This window comes from Sphingomonas sp. Leaf412, assembly GCF_001425405.1.
GTDB lineage: Bacteria > Pseudomonadota > Alphaproteobacteria > Sphingomonadales > Sphingomonadaceae > Sphingomonas.
On the sequence record NZ_LMQP01000003.1, the window covers coordinates 781,278 to 785,358 of the forward strand.

Consider the following 4,081-nt stretch of genomic DNA (forward strand, 5'->3'; position numbering starts at 1 on the left):
CGCGCTCGCCTGGCTCACCACCGTCCCCCAGAAGGCGACGAACAGCACCGCGACCCCGAACATGCCCAGCAACTTGCCCAGGAACACCGATTCCAGCGGGACCGCGGCGGCCAGGATCTCGATGACCTTGCTGTTGCGCTCCTCCGCCATGGTGCCGACGACCTGTCCCGACAGGAACAGGGTGAGGAAGAAAATGCCGAACACCGCGAAGAAGGCGGTGGCCTTGCGCCCGCCCTGCGTCGGCGCGGTGGTGGCGACGCTTTCGATCCGTGCCGCCGGGCGCGTCGTCGCGCCCGCCGCGGTGGCGAGCAGGGCGCGGTCCGCCAGCGCGGCCAGGTAGTTCGCCTCGCCCCGGCTGCCCGTGGCGTACAGGATCGTGGGATGCGCCACCGGCCCGCGCATGACCGCGGCGACGTCGACGCTGCGATCGTCCAGCGCGTCGCGCGCCTGCCGCGCCACGTCGCCCGCGGGCGCGCGCGCCTCCAGCGCGGGGGGGCGCAATTCGCCGGGGAACAGCGGGCGCAGCACCGCATCGGCATCGCGCACCGCCGCGGCCTCGTCCGCGGGCAGCAGCAGGACCAGCCGCGCCTTGTCCGCCGATCCCGCCGACACGCTGGCGGCGCCCAGCCCGCCGATCGCGCCGAACGACGCCATGATGAGCGGCGCGAACAGGAACAGGAGGAAGATCGGGGTGAACACCGTCGCGACGAAATCGCGCCGCGCGATGGTCAGCGTCTGGCGGATGCGGCGGCGCAGCGGGCTCATCGCGTCGCCTCCCGGTCGGCATCGCCGACGATGCGGACGAATGCCTCGTGCAGGCCGGGCCGCTCGATCGACAGGCCCGCGATGCCGTGGCCCGCGTCGATCAGGCGGCGCAGCACGTTCTCGATCCCCTCGTCGGGCAGGGTGAAGCGCCACCCGTCGCCCCCCGCGGCCGCATCGGGCGGCAGCAGCGCGGCGATGGCGGGGGCGGGACGGGCGGGGACGTAGCGCACCTGCTGCGGCAACATGCCTCGCGCGTCGTCCACCGTCCCCTCGAACCGGCGCTTGCCCCGCGCGATGATCGCCAGCCGGTCGCACAGGCGCTGCGCATGCGCCATGACATGCGTGGAAAACAGGATCGTCGCCCCGCGATCCCGCTCCGCCAGGATCAGCGCCTCCAGCCGCTCCTGGTTGACCGGGTCCAGGCCCGAGAATGGCTCGTCCAGCACGATCAGGTCGGGCTGGTGGACGACCGAGCCGAGCAATTGCACCAGCTGCGCCATCCCCTTCGACAGCTTGCGCACCTTCTCATCGGCGGCATGGCCCAGCCCCGCGGCCTCCAGCATTCCGATCGCGCGCGCGCGTCCGACGCGCCAGTCCAGCCCGCGCAGCGCGCCCATGAACGCGATCGCCTCCTTCGCCTTCATCGACGGATACAGGCCGCGCTCCTCGGGCAGGTAGCCGACCCGGTCGCTGGCATCGCGCGGATGGCGTTCGCCCAGCAGGGTGCGCGTCCCCTCGTCCGGCTCGATGATGCCCAGCAGCATCCGCAGCGTCGTCGTCTTTCCCGCGCCGTTGGGACCCAGCACGCCGTAGATCGCACCGCGCGGCACCGACAGGTCCACGCCGTCCACGACGCGGCGGTCGCCGAACCGCTTCACCAGCCCGTCGGCGGTCACCACCGGATCGGCCACCTACTTCCCCCCGGTGCGGCGCGTCAGCGCGGCGACGCAGCTGGCGCGGTCGATCTGGCTCCCGTCGCGCTCGCGCGCGTCGAGCCAGGTGACCTTGGGCTCGCCGTTCCCGGCGGGGTACAGATAGGCGTCCAGGACGCAGATCGCGCTGGCGAATTGCAGCTTGCGCGCGGTCCCCTCGCGCACGTCGGCGTCGGGGGTGCCGAACTGGCGGACCAGCGCGGCGGCGTTCTGCCCCATCACGCCTTCCAGCCCCGCGACCGGCAGCGGCACGGGGATGCGCGGCGCGGACGCCTGTCGCGACGGCGCCGCGGCGCAGGCCGACAGCAGCAGCGCGGGGATCAGCGGATACGGTTTCATGCGCGTCGTCCGTGATAGAGATGCGTCGCCATCGCCGCGCCGAGCACGGGGGCGAGGATGTTGAGGACCGGGACCAGCAGCAGCACCGTCCCCGCCAGGCCCAGCAGGAACCGCCGCCCCGTCGTCTCGCCGCGCCACGCCTTCAGCGCGCCCTTGGGCAGGTGCCGCGCCGCGACCATGTCGCCCAGGTCGCGACCCAGCAGCCAGCCGTTGACCAGCAGGAACAGCGCCGCCGTCCCCACGCCCGTGACCAGCAGCGCGACATATACCGGCGCCAGCGCGACGTTCACCGCCACGACCCGCCCGGCCGAGGCCAGACCCATCGCCACGCCGCGATGGAACGGCACCGGCCGCGCGCCGGCCAGCGCGCCGGGATAATGCCGCCGCTCCACCGCCTCCACCACGCCGTCCGCGAACACGCCGACGACCCCGATCGCGACCGCGCGGAACAATAGCCACGCCCCCAGGACCGTCAGGACGATCGCCGCCGCCCCGGCCATCGCGCCGTGCCACGCGTACCGCGCCAGCGCCGCGTCGATCCCCCACCACGCCAGCGCCCCGCCCGCGACGAACAGCGCCAGCGTCACCGCCAGCGATTTCGCCAGCACGCCCAGCACCGCGCGGTCGCCCAGTTGCGCCAGCGAAAGGAGGAACGCGCGGATCATCTTCCCGCGGCATGCGGCGGCGCTCCGGCGGCGTCAATGCTTGCGCCCTCCACATGCCCCGCCTAGGCCCCGCCCCATTCCCTTCCGATCGCTGGAGCATCCCTTGACCGCACCCCGCTACGACGTCGTCGCCATCGGCAACGCCATCGTCGACATCCTGTCCCCCGCCACCGACGCCTTCGTCGCGGAGAACGGCATGACGAAGGGGGCGATGGCGCTGGTCTTCTCGCCGGAGGAGGCGGACGCGCTCTATGCGAAGATGGGGCCGGGGCAGGAGGTGTCGGGCGGCTCCGCGGCGAACACGATCGCGGGCATGGCGATGCTGGGCAGCAGCTGCGCCTTCATCGGGCAGGTCGCCGACGACCAGCTGGGCGAGGTGTTCGCGCACGACATCCGCGCCGCGGGCATCCGCTTCGATACCGAGGCGCGGGAAGGCGCGCCGACGACCGGCCGCTGCATGATCTTCGTCACGCCCGACGGGCAGCGGACGATGAACACCTTTCTGGGCGCGTCGCACTACCTGCCCGCCGACGCGCTGGATCGCGGGCTGATCGCGGAGGCGCGATATCTGTATCTCGAAGGCTATTTGTGGGATCCGGAGGAGCCGCGCGCCGCGATGCGCGCGGCGATCGACGTCGCGCGCGGCGCGGGGCGCAAGGTCGCCTTCACTTTGTCCGCCGAATTCGTGATCGACCGGCATCGCGACGCCTTCCACGCGCTGATCGACGCCGGGCTGATCGACGTCCTGTTCGCCAACGAGGCGGAGATGATGTCGCTGACCCGCACCCAGGATATCGAGGCGGCGATCGCGGCGGTGCGGGCGAAGGTGCCGCTGCTGGTCGTGACGATGAGCGAGCAGGGCGCCTGCGCCATCGCGGGCGACGAACGCGTGTCGGTCCCCGCGGAACCGGTGTCCGCGGTGGTCGACACCACCGGCGCGGGCGACCTGTTCGCGGCGGGCTTCCTGCACGGGCAGGCGCGCGGCAAGGGCCTGAAGGAATCGCTGACCCTGGGCGCGATCTGCGCCGCCGAGGTGATCGGCCACTTCGGCGCCCGCCCGCTGGCGGACCTGAAGGCGCTGACCGCCGGGGTGTGAGGGTTCGCCGGCGGGCCGGGTCCGGCCATCCGGCCCCCCGCCTCCGCCGGGTAGGAATAGCGCGGGACGACGGCCCGCCCACTCCGTCACCCCGGACCCGATCCGGGGTCCATCGCGCCGCACACCCGACCGCCATCTCCTGCGAACCACGCCGGATCCCGGATCACCTCCGACACGACGGTCAGGCCGCGCCGCGTCGGGCGGTCGAACACCGGCCCGACCAACCCCGTCATGCCGGGCCCGTCCCGGCATCCACCGCGCCGCAGGAGCCGAAGCCGTCGAAC

The 4,081-nt window shown here is 73.1% G+C and carries 6 protein-coding genes; 1 reads left to right on the forward strand and 5 read right to left on the reverse strand.

The window, feature by feature from the left end:
* From ASG29_RS17560 to ASG29_RS10910, 4 genes are all read right to left on the reverse strand, one after another.
* Positions 1-765: ABC transporter permease (locus ASG29_RS17560; protein WP_235532873.1), on the reverse strand; the 765-nt coding region annotated here is incomplete at its 3' end.
* On the reverse strand, positions 762-1,676 hold the full coding sequence (locus ASG29_RS10900) for an ABC transporter ATP-binding protein (RefSeq protein ID WP_055983637.1): 915 nt from the start codon (positions 1,674-1,676) through the stop codon (positions 762-764). The genes ASG29_RS10900 and ASG29_RS17560, both read right to left, overlap by 4 nt.
* The gene (locus ASG29_RS10905) at positions 1,677-2,036 is read right to left on the reverse strand and encodes a hypothetical protein (protein ID WP_055983639.1); all 360 of its coding nucleotides are present in this window, start codon (positions 2,034-2,036) and stop codon (positions 1,677-1,679) included.
* Positions 2,033-2,701, reverse strand: a complete 669-nt coding sequence (locus ASG29_RS10910; RefSeq protein WP_055983641.1) for an EI24 domain-containing protein — start codon at positions 2,699-2,701, stop codon at positions 2,033-2,035. The genes ASG29_RS10905 and ASG29_RS10910 overlap by 4 nt, the downstream gene beginning before the upstream one ends.
* A gap of 103 nt (positions 2,702-2,804) precedes the next feature.
* Here ASG29_RS10910 and ASG29_RS10915 point away from each other — a divergent pair, with 103 nt between their 5' ends.
* Positions 2,805-3,797, forward strand: coding sequence for an adenosine kinase (locus ASG29_RS10915; RefSeq protein WP_055983643.1), 993 nt, complete (start codon positions 2,805-2,807; stop codon positions 3,795-3,797).
* Between the two features lie 86 nt (positions 3,798-3,883).
* On the opposite strand, the gene ASG29_RS16740 is transcribed toward ASG29_RS10915, so the two are convergent.
* Positions 3,884-4,030 (reverse strand): hypothetical protein, encoded by a 147-nt coding sequence (locus ASG29_RS16740; RefSeq protein ID WP_156457978.1) that lies wholly within the window; start codon positions 4,028-4,030, stop codon positions 3,884-3,886.
* Positions 4,031-4,081 lie beyond the last annotated feature (51 nt).